The sequence below is a fragment of the Cedecea colo genome, from assembly GCF_011808225.1.
GTDB lineage: Bacteria > Pseudomonadota > Gammaproteobacteria > Enterobacterales > Enterobacteriaceae > Dryocola > Dryocola colo.
The window spans coordinates 378,386-397,540 of record NZ_SOYS01000001.1 but is presented as its reverse complement, the minus strand read 5'-3'; the positions used below and the strand labels follow the sequence as shown (position 1 = coordinate 397,540).

14 protein-coding genes, 1 tRNA gene and 4 pseudogenes are annotated in these 19,155 nt (G+C 47.6%); 16 read left to right on the top strand and 3 right to left on the bottom strand.

The features are described from left to right. Window positions 1-84: 84 nt before the first annotated feature. Window positions 85-160, top strand: a tRNA-Asn gene (locus E2L00_RS01775). Window positions 161-308: 148 nt separating this feature from the next. After that, window positions 309-1,143 (top strand): annotated as a pseudogene (locus E2L00_RS01770) (integrase arm-type DNA-binding domain-containing protein). 315 nt (window positions 1,144-1,458) lie between these two features. Here the strand turns inward: E2L00_RS01770 and E2L00_RS01765 are convergent. Both E2L00_RS01765 and E2L00_RS01760 read right to left on the bottom strand, forming a co-directional pair. Then, window positions 1,459-2,426: pseudogene (locus E2L00_RS01765) on the bottom strand (IS5 family transposase). Between the two features lie 243 nt (window positions 2,427-2,669). After that, complete coding sequence (locus E2L00_RS01760; protein ID WP_167606145.1) at window positions 2,670-3,836, bottom strand: GntR family transcriptional regulator; 1,167 nt, start codon at window positions 3,834-3,836, stop codon at window positions 2,670-2,672. A gap of 395 nt (window positions 3,837-4,231) precedes the next feature. Here E2L00_RS01760 and E2L00_RS01755 point away from each other — a divergent pair, with 395 nt between their 5' ends. From E2L00_RS01755 to E2L00_RS01715, 9 genes and pseudogenes are all read left to right on the top strand, one after another. Then, the gene (locus E2L00_RS01755) at window positions 4,232-4,804 is read left to right on the top strand and encodes an SIS domain-containing protein (RefSeq protein WP_167606142.1); all 573 of its coding nucleotides are present in this window, start codon (window positions 4,232-4,234) and stop codon (window positions 4,802-4,804) included. A gap of 15 nt (window positions 4,805-4,819) precedes the next feature. Continuing rightward, window positions 4,820-5,293: a VOC family protein gene (locus E2L00_RS01750; RefSeq protein ID WP_167606139.1), complete on the top strand. Its 474-nt coding sequence runs from the start codon at window positions 4,820-4,822 to the stop codon at window positions 5,291-5,293. Between the two features lie 40 nt (window positions 5,294-5,333). After that, window positions 5,334-6,323 carry an autoinducer 2 ABC transporter substrate-binding protein gene (locus tag E2L00_RS01745; protein ID WP_167606136.1) on the top strand — a complete coding sequence of 330 codons (990 nt, stop codon included), beginning with the start codon at window positions 5,334-5,336 and terminating at the stop codon, window positions 6,321-6,323. A gap of 58 nt (window positions 6,324-6,381) precedes the next feature. After that, on the top strand, window positions 6,382-7,863 hold the full coding sequence (locus E2L00_RS01740) for a sugar ABC transporter ATP-binding protein (RefSeq protein WP_167606134.1): 1,482 nt from the start codon (window positions 6,382-6,384) through the stop codon (window positions 7,861-7,863). Window positions 7,864-7,890: 27 nt separating this feature from the next. Continuing rightward, window positions 7,891-8,895 (top strand): ABC transporter permease, encoded by a 1,005-nt coding sequence (locus E2L00_RS01735; protein WP_167606132.1) that lies wholly within the window; start codon window positions 7,891-7,893, stop codon window positions 8,893-8,895. Between the two features lie 14 nt (window positions 8,896-8,909). Next, window positions 8,910-9,932, top strand: a complete 1,023-nt coding sequence (locus E2L00_RS01730) for an ABC transporter permease (protein ID WP_167606129.1) — start codon at window positions 8,910-8,912, stop codon at window positions 9,930-9,932. Next, entirely contained in the window at window positions 9,929-10,843 is a 915-nt protein-coding gene (gene mak / locus E2L00_RS01725; protein WP_167606126.1) for a fructokinase, read from the top strand. Before E2L00_RS01730 ends, mak begins: the two co-directional genes overlap by 4 nt. A 110-nt stretch (window positions 10,844-10,953) precedes the next feature. Next, window positions 10,954-11,175: pseudogene (locus tag E2L00_RS01720) on the top strand (transposase); the annotation flags it as partial. Window positions 11,176-11,241: 66 nt separating this feature from the next. Further along, a pseudogene (locus tag E2L00_RS01715) lies at window positions 11,242-11,669 on the top strand (transposase); the annotation flags it as partial. A 344-nt stretch (window positions 11,670-12,013) separates the two neighbouring features. On the opposite strand, the gene E2L00_RS01710 reads toward E2L00_RS01715, so the two are convergent. Then, the gene (locus E2L00_RS01710; RefSeq protein WP_167606123.1) at window positions 12,014-12,943 is read right to left on the bottom strand and encodes a LysR substrate-binding domain-containing protein; all 930 of its coding nucleotides are present in this window, start codon (window positions 12,941-12,943) and stop codon (window positions 12,014-12,016) included. A gap of 127 nt (window positions 12,944-13,070) precedes the next feature. On the opposite strand from E2L00_RS01710, the gene mhbT reads away from it, so the two are divergent. From mhbT to E2L00_RS01685, 5 genes are all read left to right on the top strand, one after another. Beyond that, window positions 13,071-14,429, top strand: a complete 1,359-nt coding sequence (mhbT, locus tag E2L00_RS01705; protein ID WP_167606121.1) for a 3-hydroxybenzoate transporter MhbT — start codon at window positions 13,071-13,073, stop codon at window positions 14,427-14,429. Between the two features lie 11 nt (window positions 14,430-14,440). Beyond that, window positions 14,441-15,478 carry a gentisate 1,2-dioxygenase gene (gene gtdA, locus E2L00_RS01700; protein ID WP_167606118.1) on the top strand — a complete coding sequence of 346 codons (1,038 nt, stop codon included), beginning with the start codon at window positions 14,441-14,443 and terminating at the stop codon, window positions 15,476-15,478. A 17-nt stretch (window positions 15,479-15,495) separates the two neighbouring features. After that, window positions 15,496-16,197 carry a fumarylacetoacetate hydrolase family protein gene (locus E2L00_RS01695; RefSeq protein ID WP_167606116.1) on the top strand — a complete coding sequence of 234 codons (702 nt, stop codon included), beginning with the start codon at window positions 15,496-15,498 and terminating at the stop codon, window positions 16,195-16,197. A gap of 8 nt (window positions 16,198-16,205) precedes the next feature. Next, window positions 16,206-16,850, top strand: coding sequence for a maleylacetoacetate isomerase (gene maiA / locus E2L00_RS01690; RefSeq protein WP_167606113.1), 645 nt, complete (start codon window positions 16,206-16,208; stop codon window positions 16,848-16,850). A 645-nt stretch (window positions 16,851-17,495) separates the two neighbouring features. Continuing rightward, the gene (locus tag E2L00_RS01685; RefSeq protein WP_167606110.1) at window positions 17,496-19,145 is read left to right on the top strand and encodes a methyl-accepting chemotaxis protein; all 1,650 of its coding nucleotides are present in this window, start codon (window positions 17,496-17,498) and stop codon (window positions 19,143-19,145) included. Window positions 19,146-19,155 lie beyond the last annotated feature (10 nt).

Below are 19,155 nucleotides of genomic sequence, written 5' to 3'. Positions count from 1 at the left end.
AAAACCCGCAATCAAACACAATTAGCCAAAACAGCCTTTGACAACCCCGGTGCACCTCGTTACTATGCGCCCCGTTCACACGATTCCTCTGTAGTTCAGTCGGTAGAACGGCGGACTGTTAATCCGTATGTCACTGGTTCGAGTCCAGTCAGAGGAGCCAAATTCCCGCTTTCATGCATCCTTGCGAATCTTTATATGATGTTGATTCAAGAGGTTAGCGTGAAAACTCTTCCCGGTGCATTTTGATTTTATCCTCTGCATCGGGAGAATTTGGGGTCAGTTTGGTTCGATTATGGAGTGACCCCCATATGTCTCTCAACGACACGAAAATCCGCAGTCTCAAGCCTTCTGATAAACCCTTTAAAATCTCCGATTCCCACGGCCTGTATCTGCTTGTCAATCCGGGCGGTTCGCGCCTCTGGTATCTCAAATATCGCTTTGACCGTAAAGAATCTCGTCAACCCGGCGGCGAATCTTGATCGGGTGACGGATCCATCCGTTAAGCGCCACTATCCCGCCCTGCCGCTGAAGCATCTGCCGGGACTGCTGGAGCGCATTGATGGGTATCAGCAGGGACGAGAGTTAATCCGTCAAGCGGTCCTTCTGACGCTTCACCTGTTTATCCGTTCCAGTGAACTGCGTTTCGCCCGATAGAGCGAGGTTGATTCCAGGAACCGACTCTGGACCATTCCCGCTACCCGCGGAGCTCTTGCCGGCGTCCGCTACTCGGGACGGGGAGCCAAAATGCGCACATTAAATATTGTTCCATTACCCGGCAAGCCATAGGTATACTGAAACAAATAAAGAAAATCTCCGGGCATTTGGAACTGGGATTCCCCGGTGACCATAACTCTTACAGGCCGATGTGTGAAAATACGGTCAACAAGGCACTACAGCTGATGGGCTATGACACAAAAGTGGATATCTGCGGATATGGATTCCGGTCTATGACATGTATCGCCCTGGCGAAATCCGGGCTTTGGTTGCAGTTGAACGTCAGATGAGTCATCAGGAGCGCAACAGCGTGCGGTTGGCCTATATCCACAAAGCAGAGCATCTGGAGGCCGCAAGGCGATGATGCAGTGGGGGTCAGATTATCTGGATACGTGCCGAGAAAACTACTTTCCACCGTATATGGAGTAGTGAACATCACCCTCAATCCGCCTGAGCCAGCAATAACGCAATAAACAGGCAACACTAAGGTAGATTTGAACCATAGGAGCTGCTTTAGTGTTTTTGCATGATAGCTATGCAATGCACTATATTAAGGCAGCGTTCAAGTCAGGTGGAAAATTATTATACCTGAATATTAACTTCAACAAATTAGATATCAAAGCTCATAAATACTCGCGTCTACAATAAGCTTCCACTGCTGAAACAGCCAAATTCCGTGATGTACCCACAGGCTTTGTTAAGTAAATCGGGTTCTGGGCGAGAGTGCCTACAGAAAGCTCATTCTCAGATAATACGCACGCTTTCTGGCATATCTGCCTTCGTCATTTTGTTTAGCGCACGTACCATGGCCAAAGCCTCTGCAACCTGACCATCGTAGTCCCGCAACTTCAGTGACCCATCCAATAGCTGTTTCACTCTGTATATTGCCGTTTCCGCTATCGACCTACGGTTATAATCTATTGCCCATTTCCACCGCGCGTTACGCCCGCTCAGCCGCTGATTGGCTACAGCGCACTTGAGATCTGCATATTCATCCGGCCAGTAGCCCGTACCTTTTCGTGGAGGGATGAGAGCGCGGATTTTCCTGCACCGCAGTTCATCGTGGCACAGTCGGGTGTCATAAGCTCCATCCGTCGCTGCTGATCTGATTTTTCGGTGGGTCTGACGGATGAGTCCCGGAAACGCCTCTGAGTCCGTGACGTTGTTCAGCGACAGGTCAGCACAGATGGCTTCCTGTGTTTTGCTGTCAACGACTAGATGCAGCTTCCGCCAGATACGACGGCACTCTTTGCCGTTTTTTTGACTTTCCACTCACCTTCACCGAAGACTTTCAGCTCTGTGGAATCAATCACCAGATGCGCCATTGCACCCCAGATGGGTATTTTAAAACTAACGTTGACCGACTTTGCACGCTTGCTGACACTGCTGTAATCCAGACAGCGCAGTGGAACCCCCATCAGGGCAAAAATGGAATCAATAAAGCCCTGCGCCGCGCGCAGGGTCAGCCGGAATACGCGTTTAATCACCAGGACTGTCATGATGGCCAGGTCAGAATAGCGCTGAGGCCTCCCCCGTGATGAAGGTGTTGCTGCTCATATCATGCCTGAATCACCTCGTCGTCCAGCCAGAAAGTGACGGAGCCACAGTTGATGAGCGCTTTGTTGTAGATATGCCAGTTGGTGATTCTGAAATACTGTTTTGCCACGGAACTGTCTGCGTTGTCAGGAATGATACGTGATCTGATCATTCAATTCAGCAAAAGTTCGATTTATTCAACAAAGCTTTACAGGCTGTAAAAAAGCTTCTGTTTGTTAATTAATGTTTCGTTTATAGTGAGTTCCTAGAATATTAACTTTATTCTCATTAACGATTGCAATCATTTTGTGATTTCTATATTCGCAAGGAGATGAAGGATACCACTGCAAAGCTGGAGTCTGATATCGATATCGTCATCAGTATCGTCACCGGCGCGCACGGAACGCCATAAGCCACACTTAACCTTCAGCCGAACATCGCCAATGACAAGACGATCGTATAATTAACTCACCACGAATTTGTATCTGCCGAGCGATATCTGCAGGATACTCAAGACGATTAAACATAGTTAATACAGCATTTTTTGCAACATCTTCAAAAGGTTGTTTATAGGTGGTAAGAGGAATACCTAACAATGTAGAGTACTCATTATCATCAAAGCCGACCACATTTATCTTAAGGTTATTCTGAACACATATTGAGAGCAATTTCATCGCAGTAAAATCATTTGCGCAAACAATATCTTGTGCACCACTTTTAAGGATTCTTTCAGCAAAGAGTCGGTCACCGACATTTCCGTTATGTTCCCAGGTAGTTTGCGGCATCACTCCCGCTTCAAGTAACGCTAACCGATAGCCCATTTTTCTCATATTGACAGTATTTGCCGAAAATTGTTCACAAACAAAATCAATACGACGCGGTTGATTATTGATTAAGAAATTCGTCATTTCCAAACCCGCTGCTACATTATCTAATCCAATAAGGTCCCACTGACTCCTCTGTGGCCATTTAACCACATCACTATCTAGCAAAACTACCGCTATATCGTAGCGCCGCAATTTATTTAAGATCATCGTGTTAATTTCTTCCGCGTGAGGATGAAATTCTACGGGGATAAAAAACACACCTTTTACACTGCTTCGCAAATATCTTTCTAAGACTTCATCAATTTTGTTTATAATCATTTTCCGGGTAGCCCCTTCACCGAGAAACATCACCCCATTCCAAGCCAGGTCAAAATTGAATTTTTGCGATAAAGACGCAATAGATCTAAATATTTGCTCAAAAAGAAATCCACTTTCATTTTCTTCCATCCGTGGCGACAAAATACCAAATGTAGGTGTTTCTGATTGCGTATTCATGTGCACCAACGATACACTGTGCTGTCCGTTGGTAACATAATGCCCCGAGCCTTGTGTACTACTAATGATCCCTTCACTACGCAGTTTCGCAATTGCCCGCGCAATAGTTGGGCGAGAAGCAGAGAATTCCTGACATAAGCTATTTTCTGTCGGCAACCGTTGCCCATTTGCATAGCGACCACTTTGTATACGCTGCAATAGTTCCTTATAAATTAGATTCTGCTTCGCCACTTTGCCTTGTTCCTGATCCAGATATTTATACATATACCTGCATTTTGTATGCCTCTATACGGATACTAGCCACAGGTACAAACAGATAACCCTTATGAGTACAAAAAGCATACTCGCAATAAATAGTAAAATATCACTTCAGAAGAATATTACAAATTTGCAAATAAACAAAAATAGCTAAATGAGATTAAAGTCACAATTCATGGTTGCAAAAATAAGTAATATGCATTTATGTGTGATATCAATCACAGCAAAAGTTTTTTTACGCCAATTAATTGCATAAATATTGATGAAATGTGATTAACAGCAAATAAACTATATAAATATTCAGTAAGATTGTTAACATCTTCACCACAAATAAATTTACAAACTTGTAAATAAAAAAGTAAAAACACATCGCCTCCCCTATAACTATCAGAGGAATTCATATGTCGCATTACACTGAACTCGTTAATAAAGTCATTGATGAAAACCGTACTACTCTGCTTAAAGTTGACGAGAACGAAATTGAGCAGCTTATAACCGAAATCCGCCAAGCAAAAACCATCCAACTCTATGCCATGGGAAGAATGCAGCTGTCCGTTCGTGGCTTTGCCATGCGTTTGAAACATATGGGATTTGACAGCTACGTAGTCTATGACACGACCACACCCTATCTTGGAAAAGGAGACCTGTTAATTGTCCATTGTGCCGTGACAAATGTTGAACTTAATATAATAAAATTGGCAAAAGAAGCAGGCGCGCGCATTGTCTTACTTACTGCACATCCTGAAAATGAACATGGGAAATATGCGGACATAACCGTTCGGGTTCCTGGACAAATTTTTGGTGGTGAACTGGAAGTTGCCTCTATCCAGCCAATGTCCACCCTCCTGGAACAATCTCTTTTCTTATTTACGGATATTGTAACGATGATGCTTATTGGTAAATGTCAGATCTCTATGGATGAAATGAAAGCAAGCCATACCAATCTTGAAGGTTTACCGCACAATTTTGCCTAAAATGAGGATGTAATTATGAAAGATGGTGAAATTATTCAAGTCGCACATCTTGTCGAAGATCTTGATGCGGCAATGAAACACTACACAGAAATCTTTAATATAGGCCCTTGGGACGTATATACTTACGGGCCACATAATATAAAAAACTCGCTTTATCGTGGCAAACCCGCCGATCATATATACAAAATCGCGGTATGTTGGGTCCATGGAGTTCAAATGGAATTAATGCAACCGGTATCTGGCTATAGCATTTATGATGAATACATCGAAAAGCATGGCTATGGCCTTCATCATATGAAAATTTATTTTTCAGACTGTGATGAAGCGCTAGATATATATAAGAAGCGCGGTTATCAGGTAGTCCAGAGTGGAAATATTGGAGAGGATGTTTTTTATTATTTAGATACTGAAGAAAGATTCCAGGGAGCCGTTATAGAAATCGGCAATGCAGGTACAATACCTGAACCTGAGCGTCGCTACCCGGCCTGAATGACATCTAGATAGCTAATAATGTTTATGTGAGGAAAAAATGAAATCATATAACAAATTTGCTCTAAGCGCATTACTTGGACTTTCTGTAACCTGTTTCAGCATTACTACCCATGCAGCAGATACACAATATTCTATGGTTGGTATTCCAAAATTACGCTCAGCATGGTTTAACGACTATGAGACAGGGTTGAAAAAAGCGGCAAAAGATTTTGATATTAAAACCTATTTTCAGGCACCGGCGTCTGCCGATGAACAACAGCAGGTCAGCGTCATTCGTGACAGTATATCTCAAGGTAATAATGCCTTATTAGTCGTGCCCAATAATGCCAGTTCGGTAGAACCGGTATTTAAGCAAGCCAGAGCCCAAAAAATTGTCGTTATTACTCATGAGTCCGTTAGTCAGAAAGAGGCCGACTACGATATTGAGATGATTGAAAATCAAAAATTTGGCCGCTATATGATGGATCAGTTTGCTAAACATGCAAATAAAAAAGGTGAATTTGCTATTTACGTTGGTTCACTCACTGTCCCAGCACATAACGCCTGGGCTGATGCAGCGATCAAAGAAATGAAAGAAAAATACCCGGATATGAAGCTGGTAGCAGAACGTTTTCCGGTAGCAGAAGACCGTAATGCGGCTCGCCAGAAAACCTTGGAACTAATCGCCACGTATCCAAATTTAAAAGGAATAATTTCGTTTGGTAGCCAAGGTGCACCGGGTGCCGGGCAAGCCTTACGAGAAAAAGGTCTAGTCGGCAAATTAACAGTGATCGGCACCACCTCACCCAAAGAGAGCGCACGCTTCTTAGAAGATGGCGCGATCACCGAATCCATTCTCTGGAGTCCAGGGGATGCGTCATATGCTATGGCCTATATTGCCAAACTGGTACTTGATGGCAAACGTGATCAAATCAAACAAGGTCTCGAGATTCCTGGTATTGGTAAGCCAGAAATCAATGGTATGAACATAATTTTTGATAAACCTATCACCGTTACGAAAGAAAATTATAAAAATTATAACTTCTAAATAAATATAGCCCTCAGATCATGAGGGCCTATCCACCTACTTTAAAGAGGGGGAAGTCATGCAATTCTTATCAATTGAAAATGTCACGAAGACCTTTGATGGTGTCGTGGCTTTAAAAAATGTTAGTTTTGATATTGATCAGGGAGAAATTCATGGTCTGGTCGGAGAAAATGGTTGCGGTAAATCAACATTGATGAAAATCATTGCCGGGGTGTTAGATTATGATACCGGGACGCTAAAAATAAATGGAACCACGATCGGAAAATATAATTCAATCGAAGCAACAAAATATGGCATAGGCATTATTTATCAAGACCTGTCATTATTCCATAACCTAACAGTGATGGAAAACATTTATATTAGCCAGATGCTAAGCAATAAAAAACCTTTAGTTTTTGCTAAGCATTTCAAATCCCAAGTTCAAGAAATAATTTCTAAACTCGGGGTTTCATTAGATCCAAATGCAATAATCGAGGAGTTACCGATTGCTAAACAGCAATTAGTTGCAATTGCCCGGGCTCTCATTAATAAATCAAAATTAATCATTCTCGATGAACCCACCACAGCCCTTACACGTTCGGAAATCAATAATTTATTTAAAATTCTCAATCAGTTAAAAGCTCAAGGCATTTCCTTTATCTTTATTAGCCATAAACTTAATGAATTGCTTGAGATTTGCAATCGAGTGACCGTCATGAGAGACGGGAGATTAATTGATACCGTACCGACAAACGGACTGACCAGTAACAACATTGAGCACCTGATGCTTGGTTACGAGTTACTTTTTGAAAAAAAGAGAACGCATAATCATGGCGCTGTACTTTTAAGCGTCCGTCATCTATCGAAAAAGAATAGCTTTCAGGATATTAGTTTTGATTTGCACCAAGGTGAGGTACTTGGTGTCGCTGGGTTATTGGGAGCAGGACGAACGGAACTCGCCATGGCATTGTTTGGAGTCGAACCTGCCCAGACGGGTGAAGTACGCCTTAATGGTTCTTTAATAAAGATTAAGGACATCAAGTCCGCTATAAAAAACGGGATTGCCTATGTTCCCGAGGACAGATTGCTCCAGGGGGCGATAATGGAACAAAGTATAGCGGCGAATACTACCATTTGCACATTGGACCATTATCTAAGCTCAGCAAACTTACTGGATCCTGGAAAAATGTATCAGTCAGTCAAAGAAAATCTGAAAGCAATGCAGGTAAAATATGACAAACAAGAAAACCCTATCCGTATGCTGTCCGGAGGCAATCAGCAAAAGGTAGTACTCGCAAAGTGGTTAGCAACGAAACCGAAAGTATTAATTCTCGACAGTCCCACCGTGGGTATTGATGTCGGAGCGAAAAGTTATATTTATAAGATAGTCAGAGAGAAAGCACAAGAAGGAATGGCAATTATTTTTATTTCTGATGAATTACCTGAGCTATTAGCGAATTGTGATCGTATTATTATGATGCGTAATGGCCGTTTCGGTAAAAGCTGGTCAACTGAAAGTGTTGATAATGACATGTTGCTGCGCGAATTAGAAGGTCAATAGAATTATTATCAAAAATGAGGTATTCCCATGGATATATTTAAATTATTCAAAACGCGCGAGATGTTATTACTTATAATAATAGTAATATTATCAACTATTATCGCCAGTATTAACCCCTCTTTTATGACTTTTGATAATTTAACCAGTCTGCTTAAATCATGGACCGTATTGGGAATTTTTTCTCTCGGCGTCATGCTTGTTTTGCTCTCTGGAGGATTTGACGTATCCTTCACAGCAATAGCACAAGTAGTCCAGTATGTAGTTATATTTTATTTCTTACAGCTAGGTATCGATAACATATATTTAGCAATACTTTGTAGCCTTATTCTTGGTGCCTTAATGGGATTATTAAATGGAATGGTAATCTATTATTTTAAGATTACCGCAATAATTGTTACCATTGCTACTAATAGTTTATTCTACGGAATACTCTATGTCACCACTCACGGCGATCTTATTTATGACATTCCTCCGTCCATACAAGCCTTTGCTGATATTAAGGTTTTCCCCATGGAAGCAGCGAACGGCGCAACTTATGGTTTAAGCCTTGTAACCTGCCTTTGGTTTTTATTAGCTCTTTTTCTGCATTTTTTCCTAAAACATACCGTACTTGGCCGTAGTATTTTCGCACTTGGCGGTAACGCTTTATCTGCTGAACGCGTTGGGTTTAACCTACGGCGAACGACCCTGTTTATTTATACCTTTGTGGGTGCCGTATCAGGATTTGCCAGTATCATTCAGGCATCAATTGTACAAACTGTGATTCCAAACTCGATCGTTGGTTCAGAATTACAAGTGATTGCCGCCGTTGTTTTAGGTGGGGCCTCTGTTACCGGAGGACGCGGAAGTGTTTTAGGAACCCTGCTTGGTGTTCTATTATTTGCTATTTTGAGTAATAGCCTGACATTACTTAAAATATCGCCGTATTACTACAATGTATTTACCGGGTTAGTAATTCTTATTAGCATTATTCTCAATGCAATACAATTACTTAGACAAAAACGAGCTCAAATAAGAGTGGTAGTGGAATAATCAGGAGCCAAATAATGAAAAACTATACCCCTGCCAGATTGCGTATTTCCGCGATTCTCTCAGAAAACCTGTCACTTTATCTGGTACTGATTGGTGTATTTTCTTTGATGTTTTTGCTTAATGGCGCACGTTTTGTACATCCGCAGAACTTAGTCTCCATGGCCTATCAATTACCGATTGTTGGCTTACTTGCTATCGGTATGATGATATCAATGTTATCGGGGGGCATTAATCTCTCTATCATCGCAACAGCTAACTTTAATGGCATTATTATTGCCATCTGCCTGAAGTATTTCACTCATGATAACATGAGCATAAGCAGCCATAGCGTTATTATCCTTGCTGTCGTGATAGGTCTGTTATCCTGCCTGTTTATTGGCGTAATTAATGGGCTATTAATTTCTTTATTAAAAATCCCTGACATCTTGATCACCCTTGGAACCATGACATTAATTTCTGGTATTAGCGTTGTTTTGACAAAGGGTTACACCTTATCTGGATTCCCACCTGCGTTACTTAATATCGGCAATGGTAATACTCTCGGTCTGCCGAATGCGTTGCTGTTATTTTTACTTGCGAGTATAATCGCATCCATAATCCTAAACAAAACTCGTTTTGGTTTCAGCCTATATATGATGGGTTCTAACCCTACAGCAACCCAATACTCCGGCATCAGTCTAATTAAAGTTAGCATCTTACAATATGCACTATCCTCAGTTTTTGCTGTGTTAACGTCTTTAATAATGATGGGACAACTCAACTCCGTAAAAGCCGGTTATGCTGATTCTTACTTATTAGTTGCAGTACTCGCTGCCTTTCTGGGTAAAGTCAGCCCATTCGGCGGCTTCGGTCGAGTTTCCGGGGTCGTACTCGCTGTGATCATACTACAAATAATTTCTAGTGGTCTGAATCTTATGCGACTAGATCCTTTTATGATCACCGCCACCTGGGGCGCTTTAGTTATATTTATTGTGGTATTCCGTGGCATCGCCACACAACTTAAAAAGAGAGTTTTCGCAAAGGAAAAATCATCATGATGATTGGTATCGATCTTGGTGGAACTAAAACCGAAGTTATTGCTTTAGATGATCACGGTGTTAAGCATTTTCGCCATCGTGTTCCAACCCCTAAAAATAATTATGTTGAAACATTACGTACTATTGAAAATTTAGTATTACTCGCGGAGGCTAAGACCGGTCAACGAGGAAGTGTCGGCGTTGGTATTCCAGGAACAATATCTCAAAAGACCGCCACAGTGAAGAATGCAAATTCAGTATGGTTAAATGGCCAACCCCTACATACCGATCTGGCACAGATACTAAAACGTCCTGTCGCAGTGGCCAATGATGCCAATTGCCTGGCGATATCTGAGGCCACGGATGGCGCAGGTTCAGCGTATAAAGTAGTTTTTGCCGTAATTATCGGAACGGGTTGCGGGGGTGGACTGGCGATCAACAAAAAAATATACATCGGTGATAATGGTGTTGCTGGTGAGTGGGGCCATAATCCCCTGCCATGGTTTGATGAGGAAGAACGGCAGTACATGCAAGATCTACCTTGCTATTGTGGTAAAGTGGGCTGCAATGAAATATTTATCTCCGGCACTGGTTTTGAGAATACATATCAACGATTAAGTGGAGTACGGCTAAAAGGAAGCGAAATAATTGAGAGTTTAGAGCATTCGAACGACTGCCATGCTAATCTCGCACTACATTCCTATGAACAACGATTAGCCAAAGCTTTGGCTACGGTGATAAATATCCTTGACCCTGGCGTTATTGTTCTTGGTGGCGGAATGAGTAATGTCGACCGACTTTATACTGACCTTCCTGCACTGATATCCAGATATGTATTCGGTGGGGAAAGTAATACTGTTATTCGTAAAGCATACCATGGCGACTCCAGTGGCGTCCGTGGCGCAGCATGGTTACCCCACTTATCTTTATAAGAATTTATAGGTTGATGCTTATCCTATAAATACAGACAGGCAAATGAAAACCTTGGGAAACCAGCGGCTTGTGGCGTAAGGCGCTGGTTATTTTCCTCTTTTAGACGGCCGTGGCAAAACAGAATTTCAGAATCACCAACTGGCATATCTACAACAAAGCGCTCATCAACCGTGGCTCCGTCACTTTCTGGCTGGACGACGAGGTGATTCAGGCGTGATATGAGTCAGCAACACCTTCATCACGGGGGAGGCCTCAGCGCTATTCTGACCTGGCCATCATGACAGTCCTGGTGATTAAACGCGTATTCCGGCTGACCCTGCGCGCGGCGCAGGTGATCTTACCCACCAATAGCGGACACGCGACTAAGTGAGTAAACTCTCAGTCAGAGGTGACTCACATGACAAAACCCGTATCTGCCAGTAAGAAGCCACGTAAACAACATTCGCCGGCGTTCCGCAGCGAAGCCCTGAAGCTTGCTGAACGCACCGGCGTCGCCGCAGCAGTCCGTGAACTCAGCCTGTATGAATCGCAGTTATACAACTGGCTGAGTAAAAATCAGCAGCCCTCCTCTGTCTCTGAGCATGAACAGTCTCAGGCCGCTGAGATTGCCCGTCTCAAACGGCAGCTGGCTGAACGGGATGAGGAACTGGCCATTCTCCAAAAGGCCGCGACATACTTCGCGAAGCGCCTGAAATGAAGTATGTCTTTATCGAAAAACACGAGGCTGAGCTCAGCATCAAAGTCATGTGCCGGGTGCTGTGCGTGGCCCGCAGCGGCTGGTATGTCTGGCGCAACCGGCGCAGTGTCATCAATGCCCGCCAGCGTTGACCGTGACGCCTTCAGTCAGGCTAAGTTCGAAAACCAACTCTTCGCTTAGGAGCGTGTCCACATTACACGGGTAGGATCAATCCTCATAAGCAGATCATTATTACCGATATAATGTAAGGCGGAAAAGATCGGCCAATGAAAAGAGGAAGTAAAAAAATAATATGTTTTGGTAGGATGCAGGATAAATAATGATAGGTTACCAAAAGCACCATCAAAGTAATAATGAGTGTAATAATTTTTATTTTATTCGTGCTTAGCTTTATTTTTTATAGCTTTAACCTCAACAGATTTTATCTGTGCTGGGTAGTTATGAAAAAATCATAAAAGGACATATCAGAACTTTATTCATGAGGCTCAGTACGGTTAAATTCCGTGAGATAATATATAAAACGATCCAGTGCCAGTGTCGGCACTTCATTTTTGCGCCAGAACACACCAACCGTTCCTTTCTGCTCAATATTCGGTAAATTGAGAATGGCTAACTGCCGTTGCCTGGCGTATTGCTGAGCCAGCCGCAGGGAAAGAATAGAAATCATATCGCTGCTTTGTAGCAAAATGCTGGTGACGTTCATCGAGGCGGACTCAATGGCGTTTTCCGGCAGCATCACCCCGTTATCCACCAGAGCGTTATCGATACTCTGGCGAATTGGGGTACCGGTCGGCCAGACTATCCAGCGCCAGGCGGCCAGATCCGCCCATTTCAGCTGCGGTTTCGTCGCCAGCGGATGATCGGGTCGGGCGACGAAGCAGACCGGCTCGGTATACAGCACGCGGTAGTTTAGCGGCAGCTCCAGCGCCCGACCGCCAACCCGCCCTACCACTACATCCACCACCCCGGAGATCAGGTCGTGCAACAGCGGAGTCATCACTTTTTCTTCTATATTCAGATGCAGGCCCGGTATTTCCTTGAACAGAGCAAGTATCGCCTGCGCCACGCAGTCGGTGGCCACCGGCGAACAGCCGACCATCAGGCTGCCTACCAGACCGGCTTGCTTAAACCGCTCAATTTCATACTGCGAGCGAGACATATCGTTGATGAGCCGCTGGGAATGTTGCAGCAGCAGTTTACCGCCTTCGGAGGGGCGCAGGCCTTTGCTATGCCGCTCAAAAAGCGGCATCCCGACCTCTTCTTCAAATTGCGTCAGCCACTTAGATAGCGCGGGCTGGGTGATATTCATCATTTTCGCCACCTGGGTCAGGTTGCCTTGCTCGCCCAGCGCTACCAGCATTTTCAGATGCTGTAACTTCAGTTTCTGCGTCCAGTTTGCCACCAGTCGATAACCTCCAGGTTATGCCTATGCTCGAAATGCCATTGTACATTTCATCTCTTGAGTTACAAACTCGCAACATAAAAGAAATAAATACAACATCTACCCTGACCTGCACTGAGGCATCATTATGGCTCAACGACGTGAATTACAGGCGTTACTCAACGCCGCACCGGTTGGCGCGCTGCAGTGGCGTGTGATTATCTGCTGTTTCCTGGTCGTCATGCTCGACGGCCTTGATACCGCCGCTATCGGGTTTATCGCTCCCGATATCCGCGTCCACTGGCAACTGAGCGCCAGCGACCTCGTACCCTTATTTGGCGGTGGGCTGCTGGGGTTAACCGCTGGGGCGCTGCTGTGCGGCCCGCTATCTGACCGCTACGGCCGTAAACGGGTGATTGGATTTTGCGTCGCGCTGTTCGGCTTGTTCAGTTTGCTCTCGGCCTTCTCTACCAGCCTGGAAATGTTGGTTATCCTGCGCTTCCTCACCGGGTTGGGGCTGGGCGGAGCGATGCCCAATACCATCACTATGACCTCGGAATATCTGCCCGCCCGCCGTCGCGGCGCGCTGGTCACCCTGATGTTCTGCGGCTTTACGCTCGGCTCGGCGCTCGGCGGCGTGGTCAGCGCGCAGCTCGTGGCGCAGATTGGCTGGCACGGCATTCTGGCGTTAGGCGGGATTTTGCCGCTGCTGCTGGCCGTCGCGTTGCGGTGGGCGCTGCCGGAATCTCCGCGCTGGCAGGTGCGTCGCGGTCTGTCGCAGGCAGCGATTGCTAAAACCGTTAGCGCCATTACCGGCGAGCGTTATGACGATACCCAGTTCTGGCTGGATGAGCCAGCAGTCGGGCCGAAAGGTAGCATTAGCCAGCTTTTTGTCGGGCGCCAGCTGGCTATCACCCTGATGTTGTGGGTGGTGTTCTTTATGAGCCTGCTGATTATTTATCTGCTCTCCAGCTGGATGCCGATGCTGCTTAACCAGCGTGGTATTGATTTACAGCATGCCTCGTGGGTGACCGCAGCGTTTCAAGTTGGCGGCACGCTTGGCGCGCTGCTGCTGGGGGGCCTGATGGACCGCTTTAATCCCTTCCGCGTGCTGGCTCTGAGCTACTGTCTCGGCGCCTTGTGCATCGTAATGATTGGCTTAAGCGAAAACGGCATGTGGTTAATGGCGCTGGCGATTTTCGGGACCGGCATCGGCGTCAGCGGTTCGCAGGTAGGCCTGAACGCCTTGACCGCTACGCTTTATCCCACACAAAGCCGCGCCACCGGCGTGAGCTGGTCGAACGCGATCGGCCGCTGCGGCGCCATCGTCGGCTCGCTTTCCGGCGGCATGATGATGGTGATGAATTTCTCTTTCGATACCTTGTTTTTCGTCATCGCGGTACCAGCCGCCGTCAGCGCGTTAATGCTTGTCCTGCTGATGCTGGCGGTCCGCCATCCTACATCTGTACCCGACGCGCAACCTCTTGCCGGTATTACGAATAAGTAAGGAGAAGAATAATGTCTCAATCCACCACGGAAGCGAACCTCGATCGCCAACGGTTTTATCAGCATATTTCCGGGCAAAACCTGACTCCATTGTGGGAGTCACTGCACCATCTGGTTCCCCAGACGCCGAATGCCAACTGCGCCCCGGCGTACTGGAACTATCAGGAGATCCGCCCGCTGCTGCTGGAAAGCGGTCGGCTAATTGATGCCAAAGAGGCGGTGCGTCGCGTGCTGGTGCTGGAGAACCCGCAGCTTCACGGGCACTCCTCGATCACCTCGTCGCTGTATGCCGGTTTACAGCTGATCATGCCTGGAGAAGTGGCGCCGAGCCACCGCCATAATCAGTCGGCGCTGCGCTTTGTGGTGGAAGGCCACGGTGCGTTTACCGCCGTCGACGGCGAACGCACGCAGATGAGCCCCGGCGATTTTATCCTGACTCCGCAGTGGCGCTGGCACGATCACGGCAACCCGGGCGATGAACCCGTTATCTGGCTGGATGGGCTCGACCTACCGCTGGTGAACTATCTCGGCTGCGGCTTTGCCGAAGATTATCCGCAGGATCAGCAGCCGGTGACCCGTAAAGAGGGGGATTATCTGCCGCGCTACGCTGCCAATATGCTGCCGCTGCGCCACCAGATCGGCAATTCGTCGCCGATTTTCAACTATCGATATGACCGCAGCCGCGAGGCGCTGCACGACCTGACCCGTTTTGGCAATGCCGACGAATGGGATGGCTACAAAATGCGCTACGTCAACCCGGTAACCGGTGGTTACCCGATGCCTTCGATGGGTGCTTTCCTGCAATTGCTGCCGAAGGGCTTACGTTCGCGAGTGGCGAAAACTACCGACAGCACCATTTATCACGTAGTGGAAGGCAACGGCCAGGTATCCATCGGTGAACATACCTTCACCTTCCAGGCAAAAGATATTTTCGTCGTACCGACCTGGCACGGCGTGTCGTTCAATGCCGAGGAAGAGTGCGTGTTATTCAGCTTCTCGGATCGGCCGGTACAAGAGGCCCTTGGCCTGTTCCGCGAAGCGCGTTATTAATATCAAGGACAACCATCATGACCCAATACGTTTTTGCACCCCAGGCTCCTGTTAGCGTACCCGTTGTTGGTAGCGATGAGCAGTTCCCGATTCGTCGCGTTTACTGTGTAGGCCGCAACTATGCCGCCCACGCCCGTGAAATGGGCTTTGATCCGGATCGCGAGCCGCCGTTCTTCTTTTGTAAACCGGCCGATGCCGTCGTGCCGGTGGCCGCTGGTGAAACACTGGATCTGCCGTACCCGGCGCAGACCGATAACTATCATTATGAAATCGAACTGGTGGTGGCTATCGGTAAGCAGGGGCGCGATATTCCGCTGGAACAGGCCCATGAATACATCTGGGGCTATGCCACCGGCCTTGACATGACACGCCGCGACCGCCAGATGGAGATGCGCCAGATGGGACGTCCGTGGGAAATCGGCAAAGCCTTCGATCTCTCCGCGCCTGTTGCGCCGCTGCATAAAGCCGCAGAGGCGGCCGACGTCAATCAGGCAGGCATCTGGCTGCAGGTGAACGGTGAGGATCATCAGCGCAGTGATATTCGCCATCTAATCTGGTCGGTGAATGAGACCATTAGCTATCTCTCCGGCTTTTTCGAATTGCAGCCTGGCGACCTGATTTTCACCGGCACGCCGGAAGGCGTCGGCGCAGTAGTGAAGGGCGATGTGATTACCGGCAACATAGACGGACTGACGCCTGTCGCCGTTCGTGTGGTGTGAGGTGAGTGATGAAGCTGTACAGTTTTTTTAATAGCTCGGCCTCCTATCGCGTGCGCATCGCGCTGGCGCTGAAGGGCATCGACTATCAGAGCGTCGGCGTCAATATCCGTATCGGACAGCAGAACACGCTGGAGTACCGACGGCTCAACCCGGTGGGGCTGGTGCCGACGCTTATCACCGGTGACGGCGAATCTCTCGGCCAGTCGCTGGCGATTGTCGACTGGCTCGACCGCCGCTATCCGCAGACGCCGCTGCTGCCGCAGGAGGATCTGCCGCGGATGCGGGTGTTGGAGATGGTTTATGCCATCGCCTGCGATATTCATCCGATTAATAATATGCGCGTTTTACGCTACCTGAGCGACGAACTAAAGGTGAGCGAAGAAGGTAAAAAGCGCTGGTACGCCCACTGGATCCAGCAGGGGTTTAGCACGCTGGAACAGCTGCTGCGACAGGCGAAATCCGGCGATTTCTGCGTCGGCGATACCCCAACCCTGGCAGACTGTTGCCTGGTGCCGCAATGGGCTAACGCGTTGCGTATGGGCTGCGACCTGAGCCACTATCCGCGCTGCCAGGCGGTTTATGATGCCTGTATCCGGCTTCCGGCGTTTATCGCCGCCGCGCCGGAAAATCAACAAGACAAAATTCCGGCCTAAATAGCTGCGCGGAATAGTGCTCCAGTTTTGGCGCGTCCTTGTAGGGCAAGGGATTGGGGCATTCTCGCCGTTTAGCGGCGCTACATCGGGCTTGCTACGTATAGGGGCGATTGCATCCTGAAGATGGGCTTGTTCCATTATTGTCGCTAACGGTGTGAAAGCGATCCAAATCCGGCGTCTGAAATCAGATCCAGGAGTTAGCCTGCTCTCGTGATGCGGAAGCGCTCCAGAAACTTAAGCGGTTTTTTACTTTTCCGCTAAATGAATTATCCCCAGCAGTACGCCACGGATGCCAAGCTTTTTATCCTGGTTATGAGTACTTAACAAAAATGAAACACAAACTGCTTTCTTTTCTGCCGTTTGCCCCGCCAGATCTCAGGTATTCTGTTGCCCAACCTGACAAAGATATAGAAACAGGGAATTATGTATTCGCCATTTCCTTCCCGTGAGAAATGGCTTTTTTCCTCTTTCCTTCACCGCCTCCCCGACTCCTTTCTCTACCGCTTTCACTTTCGTATGAAAGTTCTACAGAAAACGAGCTTTTTTCCGATACCTGTTTCTGGGGACGTCACAACTTGTAAGTTCCCGTACGTCATCTGAATGTTCAGAGCATTACTATCGGAAGCAAGAACCAAAGGAGTCTGTATGAAAATTAATAATATGCGTGTAGGGAGCCGGCTGGGCGCCGGATTTTGTATTGTACTGCTCCTGATGATCATGATGGGGATCGGCGCCTGGCAATTCACCAGCACAAACGTCCGTGACGTGGATGAAATGATCAACCTCGACCTGAAGAAAGAGCGGCTTGCTGTGGAATGGCTTACTCTGGTTGACCGGAACAGCGGAAATGCCACGGCCGCAATGGGAACCGAAAATGCAGCGCTGCGAAATAAGATACTCAGTAATATAGCCACGGACTCTGAGCAAACGACTGCGGTCCAGTCCAGCCTTATCCCGCTCATTAAACATAAAACGGCAAGAGCCCGGCTGAGCGCGATAGTGGCAGCACGGGAGAAATATCTCGCGCTGCGCAGCGAGGGTTTTAGCATGGCAGAGCGCGGAGAAACGGAAGGCATGAATATGTTTATTTCCGAAAAGTTCCTGCCGGCTACCCAGCAATATATTCAGGCCCTGCAGGCGCTGCTGACGTTTCAGAAACAGCTCATCGATAACACCCACGCGGAGATTCAGAAAACTTCGCGGAAAGCTGAACTGCTGCTGGTGCTGTTCGTGATCCTCGGGGTAGTTTCAGGCGCGTCGATCGCATGGTACATCACCCGAAGCATCACCCGGCCGCTTAAACAGGCGCTTACCGTCGCTGGCAGAGTGGCCGCAGGCGATCTCACAACAAAAGTGCGGGTAGATTCTCGTGACGAACTCGGGCAGTTGATGGGCTCGCTCCAGGAAATGGTAACGGCGCTGGGAATGACCGTCAGAAACGTCAGAAACGGTGCGGAAAGTATTGCGCTGGCGGCAAATGAAATTGATGCCGGTAATCAGGATCTGGCCTCCCGTACGGAAGAGCAAGCCGCGAGCGTAGAGGAAACCGCAGCCACGCTTGAGCAACTGACCTCGACCATAAAAAGTACGGCAGAGAATGCCCGCCGTGTAAACGGTCTGTTCACCGAGACAGGACAGGTAGTCAGGATAAACACCGACCGCATGCATTCTGTTTCTGCGGCAATGGAGGACATTCACCACGCGTCACAGAAGATGACGGACATTATCACCGTCATTGAAGGCATCGCCTTCCAGACCAATATCCTGGCGCTTAACGCCGCCGTGGAGGCTGCCCGCGCGGGTGAACAGGGGCGTGGTTTTGCCGTCGTGGCCGGTGAAGTCAGGACGCTGGCGCAACGTAGCTCCGCTTCAGCCAGAGAAATCCGCGATATCATCAGCGTTTCGGTAAGCAAAATCACGGATGGCCGCGGGCTCGTTACTCAGGCAGACAATGGTATGCAGGAGATAGTAGAGAATGTCTCTCGCGTACGGCAGCTTGTCGAAGAGATAACTCAGGCCAGCCATGAGCAGAGTGATGGTATCGGACAAATTAACGCCGCCATGGGGCAGATTGATACCACTACCCAACAGAACGCCTCACTTGTGGAAGAGTCCTCGGCGGCCAGCAGTTCTCTGAAAGAACAGGCGGGTCTGCTGCTGGAAAACATTCGGACCTTTGTCCTGCATGACTCGCAAGAGAAACCAGAGGCTGAAAATGTAAAACCGGCTGCCCGCATAACGACAACCAGCCCGTTACGCCAGCCCGCAGAAAATCAGAACTGGCAGTCCTTCTGACCTGCCTGCA

What these genes read in the sequence shown, in the direction of transcription:
- E2L00_RS01760 (WP_167606145.1), bottom strand. Translation starts at nt 3,836, where the DNA reads ATGTATAAATATCTGGATCAGGAACAAGGCAAAGTGGCGAAGCAGAAT.
- E2L00_RS01755 (WP_167606142.1), top strand. Translation starts at nt 4,232, where the DNA reads ATGTCGCATTACACTGAACTCGTTAATAAAGTCATTGATGAAAACCGT.
- E2L00_RS01750 (WP_167606139.1), top strand. Translation starts at nt 4,820, where the DNA reads ATGAAAGATGGTGAAATTATTCAAGTCGCACATCTTGTCGAAGATCTT.
- E2L00_RS01745 (WP_167606136.1), top strand. Translation starts at nt 5,334, where the DNA reads ATGAAATCATATAACAAATTTGCTCTAAGCGCATTACTTGGACTTTCT.
- E2L00_RS01740 (WP_167606134.1), top strand. Translation starts at nt 6,382, where the DNA reads ATGCAATTCTTATCAATTGAAAATGTCACGAAGACCTTTGATGGTGTC.
- E2L00_RS01735 (WP_167606132.1), top strand. Translation starts at nt 7,891, where the DNA reads ATGGATATATTTAAATTATTCAAAACGCGCGAGATGTTATTACTTATA.
- E2L00_RS01730 (WP_167606129.1), top strand. Translation starts at nt 8,910, where the DNA reads ATGAAAAACTATACCCCTGCCAGATTGCGTATTTCCGCGATTCTCTCA.
- mak (WP_167606126.1), top strand. Translation starts at nt 9,929, where the DNA reads ATGATGATTGGTATCGATCTTGGTGGAACTAAAACCGAAGTTATTGCT.
- mhbT (WP_167606121.1), top strand. Translation starts at nt 13,071, where the DNA reads ATGGCTCAACGACGTGAATTACAGGCGTTACTCAACGCCGCACCGGTT.
- gtdA (WP_167606118.1), top strand. Translation starts at nt 14,441, where the DNA reads ATGTCTCAATCCACCACGGAAGCGAACCTCGATCGCCAACGGTTTTAT.
- E2L00_RS01695 (WP_167606116.1), top strand. Translation starts at nt 15,496, where the DNA reads ATGACCCAATACGTTTTTGCACCCCAGGCTCCTGTTAGCGTACCCGTT.
- maiA (WP_167606113.1), top strand. Translation starts at nt 16,206, where the DNA reads ATGAAGCTGTACAGTTTTTTTAATAGCTCGGCCTCCTATCGCGTGCGC.
- E2L00_RS01685 (WP_167606110.1), top strand. Translation starts at nt 17,496, where the DNA reads ATGAAAATTAATAATATGCGTGTAGGGAGCCGGCTGGGCGCCGGATTT.